Below are 16,940 nucleotides of genomic sequence, written 5' to 3'. Positions count from 1 at the left end.
CTGAATAGCCCCCCTAGATTTGTAGACGCCTTCTTTCCTAATTTTGAGGCAAGAAGAGCATCATGAGCAAATCGAATTTCAGCGAAGAGTTCAAGCGTGCCGCGGTGCGCCGGATCACGCAGCGAGGCTATCCGGTTGCGGAGGTTTCGCAGCGTCTCGGCGTCAGCCAGCATTCGCTCTACGAATGGAAGAAGAAGTTTGCAGCGTCGAACGCCAAGGGCAACGACGAGGCCGAGGAGATCAGGCGGCTGAAGAAGGAACTGGCTCGCGTCACCGAGGAGCGAGACATCCTAAAAAAGCGGCCGCGTATTTCGCCAGGGATGCAAAGTGAAGTACGCGTTCATTGCCCTGTATCGCTTGCGGTTTTCGGTGCTGACGATGTGCCGACTTCTGCGGGTTCATCCCAGCGGATTTTACACCTGGCTGAAGAACCCGCTGAGCAGGCGGGCCAACGAGGACAAGCGGCAGACCGATCTGCTCCTGACGGCGTGGGAAGAGAGCGGCAAGGTCTACGGTTATCGCAAGCTGCACGACGACCTTCTCGACCAGGGCGAGATGTGCTGCTCGAACAGGGTTGCGCGTCTGACCCGTCTTGCCGGGATCAAGGCGCAGATTGGCTACAAATGCCGTCCCGGCATCTATGGCGGCTGGCCTGCCGTCGCTATCGACAACACGCTCGACCGGCAATTTGACGTAGCGGCTCCGGACAAGGCCTGGGTCACGGACATCACCTACATCCGGACCTGCGAGGGCTTCGCTTATCTCGCCGTTGTCATCGACCTCTATTCCCGCCGGGTCATCGGCTGGGCACTGCAGAGCCGCCAAACCACGGACGTCGTATTGCAGGCGCTGCTCATGGCGGTGTGGCGACGCAAACCGAAGGACAAAGTGCTGATCCACTCGGATCAGGCCTCGCAGTTCACCAGCATGGACTGGGCTTCGTTCCTCGGGCACCACAATCTGGTCCACTCGATGAGCCGACGCGGTAACTGCCATGACAATGCGGTGGACGCGAGAGCTTCTTCAATCTTCTGAAGCGAGAGCGGATACGCCGCAAGGTCTACCGTTCACGAGATGAAGCGCGTCAGGACGTGTTCGATTACATCGAGATGTTCTACAACCCGAAACGCAAACACCTCAGAAACGGGATGCTGTCGCCCGTCGAGTTCGAAAAGCAGCAGAAAATCTGAACCGAGGGTGTCTACGAAACTCGGGGCTATTCAACCAGCATCGTCATGGCTTCGCCAAACGACGCGATGATCAGCAATCCATATTGTGCGCTGAACTGGCTGAAGTTTAGGCTGGGGGTGCCAAAGGATAGGCCTATCCCGGCCCGATCGGTGCGCTAAGCGCAACGGCGGCGGCCATGACACCAGTCCCAACCGCTGACTGCCTTGCCGCACATGGCGGGCCAGCGCCAAGACTACAACGATCACACTCAGGCCTTGGTTGGCTGACACCAGCCGAACCCGCCCAGACCATCACCCCGCGACTTGAAGCGATGCGCAGCCGAAATGGCCCGCATCGCAATCTGCCGCCACCATCTCAAACACATCAACTAAAAAGCCGCTTTAGATAACTTAAAACCAGATAAAAGCTGGCGCTGGCCACTTCATTTGATGCCGAGTTGCGACAGTTTTATATCTCCCGGATGCATAAGCAATCCATTATCCAGTACGTCGGCCGCCTCTACCTTAAACATCATAGATAGCAGGATTTTTGTATACTCCAGGTACAGATTTGCACCCATATCATAGCTCGAAACAGGGTATAGCCAATCGCGCGCTTCCTCGTTTCTACCATTTTCCTTGAGAATTTGAGCAAATTGCAAACGACGGGCCGGGCTATCAATCCATTTTTCATGGGCTCGAAAAATGCTCTCGGCTTCCTCCGAACGCTCAGCTCGTAGCAGAGTATTGGCATGTTCGAACGCCCAAACTGGCAAATTTGGCTCTCTCGCACGTGCTTGCTGAGCACAACGAAGGGCTTCGTTCACCTCTCCAACTTTCAAATAGGCATTACGAAGGGCAGAATAAAAGCGGGATGCCACATCAGCGCGAGCCTCACTTATACCGGATTTTTCACAGTTGCGTCCAAAAGCCACCGCCCTTTCGAACTCTTGTGTACGCGCGTATGCCTGAAGTAGCAGAGTCGCTCCATCCATCGGAAACGAGGGGTCGCTTGAGTATTTCTCTAGTTCCTTGATTACCCCTTCGGAATTATTCGCCAAATGCAATGTCCTTGCTTTTTGAATGGCTACCATCAATTGCGAAGTTTCCGAAAAATATGAAGACACTAAGCTTCCAACAATCTCGCCGACAAATTCTGGAGACACATGAATATTGTCACCAAGGTATACATCTGGAGATTTCGTCAATACCGCACTTTCGAAACTTGGGAAATATCCAGCAAAATCGAAATCTCGGTCAATTTGTCCGCAGACGGCTCGAAGTATTGATTTTGATTCCGTATTGGCTGTGATAACATCCATGCCTGTAAATGTTCTGGCAAGCGATACTGGGGATGTTGTAATTAGAAATTTGCACTCGTTCTCTTCGCGAATAATTTCAATCGACTTTCGAACGTAATCAAGGCAGAGCGGGTAGGTCATCTGGCAGAACCTAAACCGCCCTTTTTCCTTCCGCATTTCACGCGTAGGGGCAAACTGAATGAACGCCCCATGTTTCTGATCAAACCAAGCTTCCACCAAGCCTAATGTGATAGTTACGAGTTCGGCTTTGAAAAGGCTCTTAAAGATTTCATACACCAACTGTCGCCGTTCGAGGAGGCGTTCAAAAGTTACTGCTTTAAGTGTTGAGAGGCCTAGATCCAGGAAATGCCCCGGCTTCTCCTCGAAGACGAGCCATTCTATATCATCCCGAGTAACGATGCCGTCGCGTTTATAGATCTTATAGGCGAATGCAATTTCTTGATAGATTGATGCGGGCGTATATTTGTTAAGTAAATTTGTTGAACGCCCAGGCTGTTCTTCCTGTGGGACAACGAAATCCAATGTCGGCAGGCGGTAGCCAAGTGACGCCAAATTATCCTCGACATTTCGCGCAAAGCAACTTCCGATAGTGAATATACTGCTTCCTGGAGAAATTGGAAATTCCGCATAAACATGCGGCCATACCTTTGGCCTAACCCTTTCGGTGGCTTTTGCCATTGCGGAATAGGGGTTCGTACTTGCGGAAATGGCTTCTTCAACATCCCGCCAAACCAAATCCTTCCCATTTAAGTCGATGAGGTCAGGTCTAGTGTCATTCGTCATATTTTGCCTCCCGTAGTATCTTGCGTTACGGCCCGCCCAAGCGAAGATTCCGCCCGCCTCACAAACCAGCTGAAAACCTCAAGCGCTGAGAAATTCGATCTATGAATTCAACATCTTGCCTAGCCAGCTTTATCCAGAGATAAGTAGAGATGGTCAATGACGGAAACATATAGACAAAACAAATTTTAGAAAGTCGTTTTTGTTCCTGTTTCAAATTCAATCGTGTGACGTGCGACCTGTTACGGAACCGCAGTACGCCTGTGGTCTGGCCATATTGACAAAGCCTCTTGGATAAGATTCGTCTTTACGGTCGCCGTTAGAGCGGCAGCGATGTGACCTACGTGTTTGGTCCCAGCATGTCATGGCTTGGGGTTCGAGTGAAAATTTTCGGCTTTTTATCACTGAGTTGTCGGATGGCTTCGAAGGGTGTTTTGAATCGCAGAGCTTTGAGCTGCTTGGCACAGTTGTGTGCCGGCAGCCACTCACTGACCTGAGGACGCAGGTCGGTGATGGAGGCATAGTGGAAGGGCTTAAAGGCCGCGTCTTTGATCATCCTGACCATTCGCTCAGCTTGGGCACGCCCTTCGTCTACGACGGTGCAATGAAGGGCAACGTGTTCCGCGCCTATGTCGAGCAGGTGCTGGTTCCCACGCTTGCCGCTGGCGATGTCGTCACCATGGATAACTTGCACGCCCGCAAGGCCGCTGGTGTCCGCGAAGCGATCAACGCAGTTGGCGCAACCCTGCTCTGCCTGCCGCCTTACAGCCCAGACTTCAATCCCATCGAGAACGCCTTCGCCAGGCTAAAGGTGATGATGCGGGCAAAGGCCGAGCGGACCATCACTGGCCTCTGGAACGCCGCAAGTTCCCTCATCAAACTCTTCACGCCCGCTGAATGTGCAAACTACTTCAAGGCCGCCGGATATGAACCGGATTAAAACGGACGTTCTCTAGGAAACGGCGTGCATTTCCTACTCCAGTCGCTTTGGGAAAGCGCGCTGAGCGCTGCACCACTCAATGCCTCAAATAGGGCAACCGACACTTGCTAATCCCGGAAGACGTAGGTAAGAAAACGGGCCCTGTAGCGGGATGTACTTTTTGCTATCGGCGTTGCAGTAAATTTTACTGGTTAGGACTTATATGTTCCGGCTAGAATATCATTCCTTTAATAAGGGGTACGGATGTCTATTGGTATCGCGTTGATGGGATGCGGACGCATTGCAGCTCGACATGCTGGATTGCTGGCGCATAACGGAATCGCCGGCGCGCGCCTTGTCGCCGTGTGTGATCCGCAGGGTAATCGCGCAGAGGCCTGCGGAGAAAAGTACGGTATTCCTGCCTACAAATCGCTTGACGAATTGATGGCGGTCCACGCTGAAGAGGTCGATTTGGTTTCTGTCCTTACTGAAAGCGGGAATCATGCCGAGCACCTACGCCAAGTTGTGCAATGGAAAAAACATGTTTTGGTTGAGAAGCCGATGGCCCTAACGCTGCCCGATGCCGACGATATGATCCGGCTTTGTGACGAGGCAGGGGTGCGGCTTTTCCTTGTTAAGCAGAACCGTTTCAACCGCCCGGTGGTCGCCGTACGCAAGGCGTTTGAGGAGGGTAAGTTCGGCAAGATCACCATGGGCACCGTTCGTGTCCGTTGGTCGCGGCCTCAATCATATTATGATCAAGATGCATGGCGCGGTACATGGGCGATGGACGGTGGCGTCTTTGCTAATCAGGCAAGTCACCACGTTGATCTGCTCCAGTATTTTTTGGGCGATCCGGTGAAGGTCTATGCAACGACGCGCACCGCGCTCTCCAAGATCGAGTGTGAAGACACCGGTGTCGCTGTAATCGAATTTGCCTCCGGCGCGATCGGAATTGTGGAAGCGACGACCGCCACCCGTCCAAGTGACTTGGAAGGTTCACTCTCCTTGCTAGGTGAAAAGGGCTGCGCGGTCATTGGTGGGTTTTCTGTCAATCGCCTGGAAGTTTTGCGTTTTGAAGGAGAGCGTGAGCTCTCGCCAGAAGCATTCGCCGAGATTTCAGACAATCCACCCGATGTGTACGGGTTCGGCCATAAGACTTACTATGAATCAGTGGTTTCCGCGCTGACTCAGGGGGGGGCAGCCCTCGTCGATGGGCTTGAGGGACGAAAGTCTTTGGAACTCATCTTGGCGATTTATGAGTCTGCGGCAACGGGACAACCCGTAAGTATGCGTTTTCAACAGCGAATGGCGCCTTTAGGCCGGACTACGCAGCATGGCTGATTTAGCCTCTCTCACCCAGGTGAAAATAGCGGCGACGGCCATTTTGCATCCCTCGGTCGTCTTCGACGGGGCGGCCGTGGTTGAGGATTGGGTGGCCATCGGGCACAATGGTGGTGCAGCGACCCAAATTGGCGACGATGCTTTGATCCGTATGGGTACTATAATTTACGGTGGCAACAGGATTGGTCGAGGTTTTCGTACCGGCAACAAGGCGAATCTTCGCGAAGACAATATCATCGGAGACGATGTTTCGATTGGCACCCTATCGGTCGTCGAGCACCATGTAACGATCGGTAACGCGGTTCGAATTCATACTCAGGTATTCATCCCGGAATATACGATTTTAGAGGATGGCGTCTGGATCGGCCCTAACGTGGTCCTTACCAATTCAAAATATCCAGCAGCAAAAGACTCGAAGGCCAATTTGATTGGATGCGTTCTTCGCAAAGGCTGCAAAATTGGGGCGAATTCCACTTTGCTGCCTGGGGTCGTGATTGGCGCGGGTGCACTGGTCGGTGCCGGTTCAGTTGTAGTCAAGGATGTACCCGCTGGAATGATCGTTGCCGGCAACCCTGCTAGGCCTATCCGAGCTATCAATGAAATTTCCAACTATACGGCTTACGGACAATGAGCACTAATTGGCATATTCCACTCGTGGACCTTAAGGCCCAGTACGGCACGCTGAAAACTGAGATGGACGCAGCCATTGCTGGGATCATAGAGGATACCACCTTCATCAAGGGGCAGCCGGTCGCAGCATTTGAGGCAGCGTTTGCCGGCATACTCGGATACGAGCCCGCAACGGTCGTCGGTTGCTCCAACGGGACCTCCGCAGTTGCGTTAGCGCTGAGAGCTGCCGGTGTTGGCCCCGGCGACGAAGTCATCCTTCCTTCACATACTTTCTTTGCTACGCTGGAAGCCGTGGTAAACATGGGAGCGATACCAGTTTTCGCGGACATCCGTCGGTCGGACTACACGATTGATCCCGACAGTGTGGCCGACTGCATAAGCGAGCGAACGCGGGCGGTTATTGCAGTGCATATCTTCGGTACGCCATGCGATATGACGCGCCTTACCCAGATTTGTGATCGTCATTCGCTTAAGATCGTGGAAGATTGCGCTCAATCGCATCTTGCAAATTGGGATGGGAAGCCTGTCTCGACATTTGGAGCAGCGGCCGGTTACAGTTTCTACCCTGGAAAGAACCTTGGCGCCTATGGCGACGCGGGCGCTACAGTGGTGAAGGATCTAGAGCAGGCGACCTTCATCCGCAGCTATATCGATCACGGCCGTAGCGGCAAATACGAATGCGCTGTTATTGCCGATAATCTGCGGCTGGACGCACTACAGGCGAAGGTCCTAAGTGTGAAACTTCCGCATCTTGCCGGATGGACGGAAAGGCGTCGTGCAATCGCTGCGTTCTACAACGAGCGCTTTCGTTCTGCAGGCTTCAAGACGATCGAACCAGATAAGAGAGCTTATGCCGTCTATCATGTTTATGTGGTCGAGGTTGCGAATCGCGACGCCGTCCAAAAAGAGCTGGCTGCGGTCGGCATCGATACGGGGATTCATTATCCGATTCCCTGCCATGCACAGCCGGCACTAGCGACAGCCGAGCACCGAATTCCCACTCCCCTTACGGTCACGGATGACATCGTTAACAGGATTGTCAGCCTTCCGATCTACCCAGAACTTAACGAAGAGCAGATGGAGCGAGTGGTCTCCAATTTTCTTAGAGTCGCTGTGCCGGTACCGTGACGGAAGGGCCTGAAATTTAAACGAAACTCCGCGACGTCAGCATCGCGGAGTTGGCGGGTGTGTATGTCTGACGTCAGTTCTTGAGGAAGACCATGCACACCGTGCCGTCATCGGACCCCGTCCTGGCCTCGGAATAGATAAGCGTACAACCCAGAGATTTTGCCATCCTAATATAGGTCTCCGGCGACGCACTGTTCATATGCCCCTCAGATCGATCGATGTCGTCACCGCAGCTTTCGACGAGAAACAGATGAGCCTGAGACTTCAGTGACTGAACATAGTTTTCGAACACCTTGCCCCAGAGTACCGGATCCGACACATGCTGAATTGCAGTAAAGTCAAAAACGAGATCATAGGAATTAGGTAAGAGAGCCACCTTTGACAGGTTGGCTGCGTTGAACGTACTTCCAGGCAGAGTAGGGTTGTTCTTGCGAGCAAACTCAATCGCCGTGGGACTTGCATCATAGCTATGCAGCGCTTCCGATTTGGTCGCAAGGAACGGAGTTAATCGACCGGACCCACACCCGCAATCCGCCACCAATGCAAAAATGGCTTTCCCAAACAGTTTATCGAACACCATCTCGAGGAAGCGGCAGTCGAGTTCCGTACGCTGTCGATAGGCTTCGTCAGATTGGTCTTCGACCCTCACGGGTGTGCGTTCACCCTGTGACGTGTTGTACCGCATCTCCCAATACTCATCTATATCATAGTCGAGCGTAGCAATCTCAAGACGTAAGTTTTCGTTATCTCCTGCATTTTTCTTGGCCTGGTCGATGTAGGCCCTTGCGCGCGCTCTCTCTCCAAGCAGAACTAGTGCCTTGGCACATCGAAAAGCATTATAGGCGTTGTCCGTAAGGGGCTCTCTTTGGTCGATTCTCGCCAGAAGATCGCGAGCGATATTCAGATTACCCATTTCAGTGGACGCGAGAGCAATCCGGGCAAATAAGGCCTCATTGTAACGATCGAGGCTCAGAAATTTTTCGATCGCCCTCATGAAGGGCTCTTTTTCATTCAAGTTTTTCCAACACTCGATCTGACCGTATATGGCACTCATATTGTCAGGTGCTGACCGCTCATAGGCGCGCGCTGCAAGTTGAAACTGTTTCGATTGTCGATAAAGGTCACCTAAAAGCTGATGAGCACGGGATGAAGTAATCCAGGCTTGGGCGCTAAGCCTTTTTAACTCATCAATATTTCTTTCTTTAAACGCCTTCTCAACTTCTTCCTGCATTACAACCTCTTCCCTGCCTAAGCATTCTAAACTAGACCTTCGATACAATTCTTCACTACGGCAAACTGTTGATCGGCATCAAATTTTGACAAGAGAGGAAGGCATCGCTGATGGGCTGTCGGATCGGAAAGGACAGCCTCAATGCAATTCGCCCATGACTGGGGATCCTCGCCATCGACAAGCCAGTCCTTTGGCAGCACCTCACTCATGCCCCCGACAGACATCGATATCGTTGGAATGCCGCAATGAAGCGATTCGAAAACAACTCGCCCTGTTCCGCAAGGGTCTTCGCCGATGAGTGGGAACAGAAACAATGAACTCCCCTCATAAAGCTCCTCGTATTGACCATTAAAAAACGGTTCGATCTGAACGTTGGGCGGAAACGATCTGCCGTATTCTCCGACAACTCGGAAGTGTCTATGAGGCATGAGACGTGCGAGGTTCATAATCAACTCGCCGCCGTTCATCTTCCTCGGATTAACCAGCAAGATCGGACCGTTGGGTGCATACCGGTGTCTATTTTTAGGTGGCTCCACCGGCACATACGAGACAATTGGATCCAGGTCGTATAGATGCTTGATCACGTCTCCTACATATTTGGCATTGGTGATGACCTGTGCTGCTCCGGCTAAAAGCCGATGATGGCTAGATCCGGGAGCAAGCGGACGCCTGTTCAGGAGATTGGTGTAAGGTGGCGGGCAGATTTCCAGCCAGTCGCGTGGAAACATTACATACGGCACATCACGCTCTAGAAATTGTTCATACGCTCTCAGGCTGGTCGCACCATACATGATGCCCACATCCGGCAGCCAGGAATCCAGCACCTCTCCAACAGTCTCTCGGAGGGCGTATCTGCCGGCTACAACATAGTTGTTACTTTCAGTAGTTTCACAAAGAATAACGTCGGATTTTTTATTTTCGACGACAACGAGGACTTCATATCCTTCCTTCTTGAGTTCCTCAACGATATGCAGTGTTGAACGCTCCCCGCCACGAGGATTCCATTTTTCGAGATGGTGATGGGCGACAACTAGGATTCGTTTGACTTGCCTGGCAAAAGCACCATCGTTAGGGATTCGACCAAACACGACCGCTGGCTCTTCTTCAGCCCCCAGTTCGTCACCAATAACTTCTTGAGCGACCCATCTGATAGGGGAGCTGCTCTGGGTTTCCACGTCGGTGGTCTGAGCGGCCGGCCAAAGAACTGCCGCAAACTGCTCTATGCCAGTACCTGGCAACTCCGCTCTACGATAAATCGAGAAATGATTTCGCCACTCTCGGAGAAATGATGGTGTGGCCCCGTCTGTCAGAATCAGCAGCCTTGGTCGGTCTTTCGGCTCGATCATAGAGCGCTGGGCGACGTCGCTGTACGCGCTGGTTTGGAAGTGATGCAATGCCTTCTCTGCTGCGGAGAAATCGGGGTCAAGGTTGAGAATGTCCTCAATAACTGTTTTAGCTTCTGGCCAGGAATCGAGGTGCAGATAGGCGCGCGCCACATGCCACAGTACGCGCGCTACCATCTTGGGGGGGAGGGTGGAGCGGTCTTCATGAAGAGGCGAGGCGTTCCAAACATCTAGAACACCCTGAAAATTGCGTAGCTTGAGCAACGCCTCAAGCTGCAATGCCAGCCACTCGCTGGGGCGTTTGTTGGAGGGAGAAGTCCCCCGGCGGCTGCATAGCTGCAGGCAAGTGTCATAATCCTCACGGCGAAGCGCCAGCTTGGTTTTTCTTAGCCAGTCGCCTTCTTCGGCCGCGCCAGTGGTAAACTTCCAGTCAAGAAGGTCTTCAGCACGAGAAAGTCGGTTATATGTTACGCTGATATCGAACAATTTTCGAACATCGTTCTTATCTACGTCGGCAGCGCGAAAGCATTGATCGAGTTCAATTGCTCTAAATTTGGGGTTACTCTCCGGTAGGTTGTAAGAATTTTGAGGGATCCCAATTTTTTTTGAGTATTGATTATCGTCATAAAGTAAATCTTGTGCGGCATCATAGACCATTTCAGCGCCGATATTGTTTACGCAGGCTGCGTATTTGCAGTCTATAAATGACTGATTGTAAAAACACGGGGAGCACGGCATGTTAGCCTGAAGGATTCTTGTGCGTCCGTTCACTGGCGCACCTTTAACCGCAGATGTAGGGCCAAAAATAGCAAGTACTTTTATGTTGAGTGCGTCGGCAATATGGTATATTCCGCCATCACAGCAGATGAAAATGTCGCAATCAGCCATTTTTCGGATAGATTGGCGTAGGACATTGCTCGTACAGTCCTTTGATCCCTCAATTGCCTCGCCGGACAAACCAAACGATCGAATGTCTGAGCCCTGGCTAGCGTAACGATGAACTAATTCGGGAAAATAGGGCCATTGGCGTTTACCCCACATTTCTCCTTTTTTTGCGCCACTGACGCCTATTACATGCGGTCGTTCCTTGGCCTTGCGTAACTGAATTCGGTCAAAATTCCGTACGAACCTCTTTCCAGCCAGCGCATTGGAGGAGGAGATACCCGGGAAAAGCTCACCAATGCCAAGAAAGCAGTAGGCGCCCTCGTTCATGGTCCGAGTACGAACCTGAAACTCATAAGTCGGACGCTGGGAAACTCTTTGGTGGGCTCGATATCCGAAAACCGTATTGCCGAAACTGCTGGTGACAAAGACCTTATCGTACACAACCTCATGCTTGTGATCGATGGTGAAGGCAAGATTGACATACTGGCTTTCGCCAAAAAGCTGAACGGCAGATCCGACCGGCGAATTGATGGCGATATCAATTGGGCCGCCAACTTCTTCCGCAATGGCACGGATCAGCGGCGTGGTGAAAAGAATATTACCAATTCCCGCACCCACTGCGACACAAACACGCGTTCGCGCCGATCGGAGTGATGCGTCTATTCCGTCTGCAAAGCTCTTGTAGACGCAGGCGGCGATCCTCAATCGATCCTCAAATCGCTCTTCATCCGCGACAGTTGTAAAAATGATGCTGGAAGCTTTAGAAACCCAGGGAACATCCCGTCTCACTGCTTCGTCTTCGAGATCATCCCATGAATCGGTAAATCCTGGTGGAATGAGCACAAAATAAGTGAGATTAAGATCTTGGTAGCGCTGGAGCTCCGCCCAGTCTGATGGGGTAACGACGAAAGTTGTATGCGCTAAAGTAGCCTGTCCGGCAGCAAGGCTGATCGGATTCCGACTATCGCCGCTCAGCAAAGCCGCTGCCGGTGTTTGGAATATTTCCCGGGGCGTATCGGGCAAGACGGGCATTTTTGCGGTTACACGCTCGCGTAACAAACGTGTTGATCCGTCAGATACTGACAGTGGCACATATGCGCCTCGGAAATTCACCATCAGGTCGTTGAGGCATTCTGCTCCGGTGTGGGCCCCACGCTCAAGCAGCGTTGCGAGCATTGCCGGTGTAAGCGCAATCCACTCCGCATCAGCTTGGTTCGGCTCCCCGTCAAAGCTCCCACCGAAGTGATATGCGGTTCCTTTGGCTTGTCGCTGCTGGGCCAGTTCGGTGCGCAGCATCTCGAACCTGTCAGCATGGCAGAAGATTAGCCAGCGCTGCGTGCTGTCTGCAGCATTTCCACTCTTTACCGAAGCCCTAAGGGTTTCGCTATTAGCGTCCGCTGCCAAAAAAATAATTTCGCTGCCAAACTCGCCATCTTCTGGATAGGCTCGTATAGCCCTCGCTTCCTGCACAAGAACGCGGATCTCGTTAAGAATGCCTTGGTCTCTGGGAGAATGTGTCGACGCACGCCGCAAACTAGTGAGCGCAGCACCGAATTGCGCCTTGATTTGATAGCATTTCGCTAGACGCCTGTGCGTGGCGCCGATCAACGGCGCTATGTGCGTCGCTTCTAGAGCAGTCTCGAATGCCAAATCGAAATCACCTCTGGCGGCCGCGAGGCGCGAACAGGAAATAAGGCGGTGCGGATCGTTGGGGCGCCTCTCGTCCCACCTGTCGAGAAGTCGAGCGCATGTGTCTAGTTCATCGATTCCAAGCAAGAGATCGAAGGCCATTCTCGCCGGTTCGTTGGTCTTCCAGTCCCTCTCTTGGGCGGCGAGCAACATATCCACGGCCAGCTCACGCTCAGGCGATTTGACAAGTGCGTTGCTCGTACTCGTTTGGGCATAGCCTCCTAGGAACATCCCGAGCTTAGCGAACGCGGTATCGTCGTCTTTGCATAAGCTTAAAACCTCAGCAGGGAGAACATCGGAGAGGTCGCCAATCCTCCCCGCAAGCATACCCGCCCTCTTCCATTTCCCGACGTCCTTCGGTCGAAAATCGAGATGCTGAAAAAGTGCATCAAGTGCTCCGGCCAGATCGCCCTTCGCTTCCAATGCATCAGAGGTATGAAGTGCTTCCGCAGCCTTGGCTGACTGGTCCGCAGCACCAATACGGGAAACACCGTCCTCGCGTCGCGTTGCAGCCTTCGTTGCCTGGATTTGCTTTTGCATATCGCGACGCAGGCGGGTTAACCGCAAGCGAAGATCCGTGTTTTGTGGGTCCTGCTCCAGTAGCGCCTCAAGCGTCTTAACCGCTCCGCCAAGATCGCCTGACCGTGTTAAGGCATCGACAAGCACACGTTGTATCTCGGGCGTAGAAGGCAGCGACAGGAGCAGATCGGTGGCGCGTGCAGGTGCGTTTGCACGCAAGGCCGTGCGCGCAAACAAAAGTGTGTTTCGGTCGTCCGGTTTGGCCAATGCGGCTGATCGTTCAAAGGCGTCTACGGCCTCATTGTGTTCACTCATGTCGCGACGTATGCGGGCGAGGCGCAGCCAGAGATCTGCGTCTTCAGGTGCATGTTCGAGTACTGCCTCGATCGCTTTGGCTGCCCCTTCCAGATCGCCAGATCGGGCCAGTGCCTCGGCAAGAAGGCGCTGCACTTCGGGTGTGGCGGGCAATGATGCAAGTAGCTCGACCGCGCGCGCTGTTGCGTCCGCACGAAGCGCGGAGCGCGCAAACAAAAGCGTGTTCCGGTCGTCCAGTTTGGCCAATGCGGCTGATCGCTCGAAGGCGTCTACGGCCTCATTGTGTTCACTCATGTCGCGACGTATGCGGGCGAGGCGCAGCCAGAGGTCTGCGTCCTCAGGCGCATGTTCGAGTGCTGCCTCGATCGCTTTGGCTGCCCCCTCCAGATCGCCTGATCGGGCCAGTGCCTCGGCGAGAAGGCGCTGCACTTCGGGTGTGGCGGGCAATGATGCAAGTAGCTCGGCCGCGCGCGCTGTTGCGTCCGCACGAAGCGCGGAGCGCGCAAACAAAAGCGTGTTCCGGTCGTCCAGTTTGGACAATGCGGCTGATCGCTCGAAGGCGTCTACGGCCTCATTGTGCTTATTCATGTCACGACGCATGCGGGCAAGGCGCAACCAGAGGCCAGAGCTCTCCGGGCTTTTTTCGAGCGCAGCCTCAAGCTCGTTGATTGCGCCGTTAATGTCACCGGACCGATACTTCTCGTCGATAGCTTCCAAATCCATGCCCCTTCATCACCACTCGGTCGATTTCACGATATAGCTTTTCTGATGCACAGCAACCTGCGCGGTAAAAAGCGCTGACATCTAAGAATCTGCTTTACAACTCTCCCTTGCGTCTCGGCCGTTATCCACGCTTACGATGTGGACAGATAAGAGTCGGGGCCGGATGGCCAAGATCGAGAAGAAGTGACCTGAGACCCTAGGCTCAGGACCTGCAAATTTGGTTTGAGATGTGATTCCTGTCTTCCGACAGGAGGACAGATTGCGCGATTTGTTTTTGTTGAGCGCGCGCCAAATTGCGCGGATCGAACCGTATTTCCCTTTGGCGTATGGCGTTCCACGGGTGGGCGATCGTCGGGTGATCAGCGCCATCATTTACGTCACCAAGCATGGCTTGCAGTGGGGGATACGCCGAAGGACTACCGGCCGCATAAGACGCTCTACAACCGCTTCATCTGCTGGAGCCGTCTTGGTGTCCTTGACCGCATCCTTGCCGCGCTGGCGGCCGAACGCGATCCTGCAATGGACGGATCGGGTCAATATTGATTGGCATTACAGTGCGCCTGGTAAGCCAATCCAGAACGCCTTCATCGAAAGCTTCAATGGTCGGCTGCGCGACGAGTTCTTGAATGAAACGCTCTTCTCGTCACTGCCCCATGCTCGATCGGCGCTTTCAAACTGGCGCAGCGATTACAATGATCATAGACCACACTCTGGACTTGGCTGGCTGACACCTGCCGAGTTCGCTCAGACAATCAACCCGCGACGTGATGCGGTGCTGCGCAGCCGGAATGGCTCCGCACCGCAACCCACCGCTACCCCCCCGAATACCGCAACCCAAAACCGCTGGAGCGAACTCAAAACTGGATCAAACTTGCGGGCAAGGTCAGTCAGATTAGCATGTCCTCTGCGCAAAGGATGTCATTGTTTTCCTCTATCGCCGCCAATGTCGCCTCATCGAGCTCATCGTTTTTTTCGGAGACGTTAGTGCAATGGCGCAGGAAAAGGCGCATGACATGATCAACGCCAGTCATTTTGACCTCTCGCAGATCGTCCTCGTAGTATGCGCCGCGGTTGAAGTTGCCTGTGATTATCTCATAGGAGGGGAAATAGAACACGTCATGAACAGCTTTCGTCGCCGCTTCCGCTGCTATCCGAAGCACCGACTTGCTGTAGGTTGTTGAGACGAGCACATGCCGCGACTCATAGGTCGCAGCGAGGGGAACCGGCGAAACCGTCAGAATGAATTTGACCCGAGGATTTATCGCTCGGATTTTCGAGATTGCTTCGAGCAGATCGCGCGTCACCTCCTCGGCTGTAAAGTTAACGAACTCGTATTTGTCGAAGTCCATTTCTCCAGCGGCAACGCCAGGAGCCAGAGGGAACACTGCGCCGTCGGCTTTAGAGCGCCATGCTTCAGTAAGGCCTAGAGTGAACACAAAATAGTCCATGGTCTCGATCATCGTGCGGACGAAGCCAAACAACTTTTCCCTCGATGCTACAAGAGCCTCGACTGATGAACTATCTTCCAGTGGCATTTCCGGGCGGAACGGATCAACGAAGATAGTCTCATCCTTCTGCCACGCCACATCGACCGGCGTGAACCGCCCATAGGCCCGGTCGATCAGCTGATTGAGCTGCGCCGTGGTGTAGACGTTGCCATAGCGAGCCGAATACGTGCCGTAGCCGTGAGCTGGGTCGCCAGTTTCGGGGACATAGTATTGCAGGCCACTCCGCTGCAGCGCCTTCGCCAAGTGCTGTGCAAAGCAAGAGCCTGCTGTCGCAACCTTGTCGTCTTTCGTTAGTTTGAACTGGCCACTGACGACCGGATCGACATCTTCCGGCTTGACATTCGCGATACTCTGCTTCCAGCGATTGTAATCGGGCAGGTCTACGTAGGGATGCTTTCTGCGTGATTTCGGAGTAGCGGACGGCTTATCCTTGATCGTAGAGAAGTATGACAGATAGGGCTCACGCAAAATCACACCCAATGCCATCTTGCTGCGATCCATACCGTCATAGATGTCATAAGACGCGTCGACGAAGGAACCTAGGTCGAACACACCAGCCCCGCCGGGGCGCCGGTCATCCCTCTTGAAGTAGAACGATCCCGTATGCCCAAAACGATGAGCGATGTCCGGATAAACGGGCATAATCGGGAATTTCAGAAGGTGATGTTCTGGGTAGAGTCCGGCATCGAGGACATCAAATCCCGCTTTGCTCACGAGTATCTTGGCTACATCGAACATGGGTTGAAGTGTCGGGTGGTTGAGTGTCAACATGAACAGTTCGGAATTGAGCCACTTCGCGAACAGCGGCTCGATGTCGATGCCGCACGCTGCGCCCTCTGCGATCAGAACCTTCTTCGCATGCTCGTAGAAGCGAGGAAAGCGAAGCGCCTCGAATGTCTTGTTAGTGTAAAGAGATTTGGCCGTTTCTCGGCTGACACCATGATACCAACATGCAAGCGCAATGGCACTATGGTACGGTCCGGTGGGAGAGTATGAGCGGGCGCCATCATAGTCCATGTACATGTTGTCAGGATGCAATCCTCCGAAGGAAATTCTTGGAAAAGGGATGATGCGAATTTTCTTCGTGAGAGATGGGTCGATGTCTTTGACTAACTGGGGTTGAACGAACGCGGTTTTGTACCCGAGGAGAATTTCGGAGACGTTTTGATCGCTTGACTGGATTTCTTTTGCATCGAATCGCGTGTCCCTCACCAGGAGGTCCGCGCAGCGCGCGAACGTATGTGACTGGCAATTCCCAAGTACTGCAACTTTCATGATTCCCCCAATTCGCGATCGCCGCGGCAAGTGTTCCAAGCTGCCGCCTAGTGCTCATCAGTCTACTAAAGAGTCAATTGAGGACAAGCCCATGACTTCGCCCCCAAAGGTAGCTCGGGAAACTGGAACAGCTAGGATAAGTGGGATTTCCGCCTGACTT

Annotated in this window: 8 protein-coding genes and 5 pseudogenes; 8 read left to right on the top strand and 5 right to left on the bottom strand. The window is 53.3% G+C overall.

Annotated features, from left to right (window positions below):
- The first annotated feature begins 62 nt into the window (after nucleotides 1-62).
- Nucleotides 63-1,190: pseudogene (locus tag MUO32_RS17625) on the top strand (IS3 family transposase).
- A gap of 236 nt (nucleotides 1,191-1,426) precedes the next feature.
- A pseudogene (locus tag MUO32_RS29375) lies at nucleotides 1,427-1,575 on the top strand (IS3 family transposase); the annotation flags it as partial.
- 37 nt (nucleotides 1,576-1,612) lie between these two features.
- On the opposite strand, the gene MUO32_RS17620 reads toward MUO32_RS29375, so the two are convergent.
- Together MUO32_RS17620 and MUO32_RS17615 are read right to left on the bottom strand one after the other, a co-directional pair.
- A complete protein-coding gene (locus tag MUO32_RS17620; RefSeq protein ID WP_257949681.1) occupies nucleotides 1,613-3,274 on the bottom strand; it encodes a GSCFA domain-containing protein in 1,662 nt (553 codons plus the stop codon).
- Between the two features lie 337 nt (nucleotides 3,275-3,611).
- Nucleotides 3,612-3,848, bottom strand: a pseudogene (locus MUO32_RS17615) (IS481 family transposase); the annotation flags it as partial.
- 6 nt (nucleotides 3,849-3,854) lie between these two features.
- On the opposite strand from MUO32_RS17615, the pseudogene MUO32_RS17610 reads away from it, so the two are divergent.
- The 4 genes and pseudogenes from MUO32_RS17610 to MUO32_RS17590 form a co-directional block, all read left to right on the top strand.
- Nucleotides 3,855-4,211: pseudogene (locus MUO32_RS17610) on the top strand (transposase); the annotation flags it as partial.
- Nucleotides 4,212-4,454: 243 nt separating this feature from the next.
- Nucleotides 4,455-5,534 (top strand): Gfo/Idh/MocA family protein, encoded by a 1,080-nt coding sequence (locus MUO32_RS17605; RefSeq protein ID WP_257949680.1) that lies wholly within the window; start codon nucleotides 4,455-4,457, stop codon nucleotides 5,532-5,534.
- Nucleotides 5,527-6,165: an acyltransferase gene (locus tag MUO32_RS29310; protein WP_308311306.1), complete on the top strand. Its 639-nt coding sequence runs from the start codon at nucleotides 5,527-5,529 to the stop codon at nucleotides 6,163-6,165. The genes MUO32_RS17605 and MUO32_RS29310 overlap by 8 nt, the downstream gene beginning before the upstream one ends.
- A gap of 62 nt (nucleotides 6,166-6,227) precedes the next feature.
- Nucleotides 6,228-7,292: a DegT/DnrJ/EryC1/StrS aminotransferase family protein gene (locus tag MUO32_RS17590; protein WP_257949679.1), complete on the top strand. Its 1,065-nt coding sequence runs from the start codon at nucleotides 6,228-6,230 to the stop codon at nucleotides 7,290-7,292.
- Nucleotides 7,293-7,365: 73 nt separating this feature from the next.
- Here MUO32_RS17590 and MUO32_RS17585 read toward each other — a convergent pair whose 3' ends face one another.
- Together MUO32_RS17585 and MUO32_RS17580 are read right to left on the bottom strand one after the other, a co-directional pair.
- Complete coding sequence (locus MUO32_RS17585; protein WP_257949678.1) at nucleotides 7,366-8,523, bottom strand: class I SAM-dependent methyltransferase; 1,158 nt, start codon at nucleotides 8,521-8,523, stop codon at nucleotides 7,366-7,368.
- A gap of 26 nt (nucleotides 8,524-8,549) precedes the next feature.
- Nucleotides 8,550-13,997, bottom strand: coding sequence for a tetratricopeptide repeat protein (locus tag MUO32_RS17580; protein WP_257949677.1), 5,448 nt, complete (start codon nucleotides 13,995-13,997; stop codon nucleotides 8,550-8,552).
- Between the two features lie 396 nt (nucleotides 13,998-14,393).
- Here MUO32_RS17580 and MUO32_RS17575 point away from each other — a divergent pair, with 396 nt between their 5' ends.
- On the top strand, nucleotides 14,394-14,540 hold the full coding sequence (locus MUO32_RS17575; RefSeq protein ID WP_257949981.1) for a hypothetical protein: 147 nt from the start codon (nucleotides 14,394-14,396) through the stop codon (nucleotides 14,538-14,540).
- Nucleotides 14,503-14,862 (top strand): annotated as a pseudogene (locus tag MUO32_RS17570) (transposase); the annotation flags it as partial. The gene MUO32_RS17575 and the pseudogene MUO32_RS17570, both read left to right, overlap by 38 nt.
- 22 nt (nucleotides 14,863-14,884) lie before the next feature.
- Here the strand turns inward: MUO32_RS17570 and MUO32_RS17565 are convergent.
- Complete coding sequence (locus tag MUO32_RS17565; protein WP_257949676.1) at nucleotides 14,885-16,780, bottom strand: GSCFA domain-containing protein; 1,896 nt, start codon at nucleotides 16,778-16,780, stop codon at nucleotides 14,885-14,887.
- Between the last annotated feature and the right edge of the window lie 160 nt (nucleotides 16,781-16,940).

This window comes from Shinella sp. CPCC 101442, from assembly GCF_024704725.1.
Taxonomy (GTDB): Bacteria; Pseudomonadota; Alphaproteobacteria; order Rhizobiales; family Rhizobiaceae; genus Shinella.
This window is presented reverse-complemented; position numbering and strand designations above follow the sequence as displayed.